This is a genomic window from Sphingomonas sp. CFBP 8760 (assembly GCF_014841615.1).
Classification (GTDB): domain Bacteria; phylum Pseudomonadota; class Alphaproteobacteria; order Sphingomonadales; family Sphingomonadaceae; genus Sphingomonas.
In genome coordinates this window covers 1-548 of record NZ_JACYUG010000065.1, presented here as the reverse complement: position 1 = coordinate 548, position 548 = coordinate 1, and the positions used below count along the sequence as shown (strand labels likewise).

The 548-nt window shown below is 63.0% G+C and carries 1 protein-coding gene; it reads left to right on the top strand.

Annotation, left to right across the window (positions count from 1 at the left end; genetic code table 11):
* The coding region (locus IFT82_RS20365) for an IS630 family transposase (RefSeq protein ID WP_192129947.1) at positions 1-548 on the top strand (548 nt) is incomplete at both ends.

Sequence of the window (548 nt, the reverse complement as noted above, 5' to 3'; positions counted from 1 at the left end):
CAGGACATTGTCGGTCTTTACCTGTCGCCTCCGACCCGCGCCGTGGTGCTGTGCGTGGACGAGAAATCGCAGATCCAGGCGCTTGATCGCGAACAGCCGGTCCTGCCCATGGCACCGGGCGTACCCGAGCGGCGCACCCACACCTACATCCGCAACGGCACGACCTCGTTGTTCGCCGCGCTCGACATCGCCACCGGCGCGGTCATCGGCAAGTGCTACAGGCGGCATCGCGCCACCGAGTTCCTCGACTTTCTCAAGCAGATCGATGCGGTCATGCCCGAAGGCCCCGAGGTCCATCTCGTGATGGACAATTATGCTACTCACAAGACGCCCCGGATCAAGGCCTGGCTCGCCCGGCGTCCGCATTGGCATGTACACTTCACACCGACCTCGGCATCGTGGATCAACCAGGTCGAACGCTGGTTCGCCGAGTTGACGCGCAAGCAGTTGCAGCGTGGTGTCCACCGGTCGGCGGCGGAACTCGAGGCCGATATCGCCGCCTTCATCGTCGCCCACAACGAGAAACCCAAACCCTACAAATGGGTCAA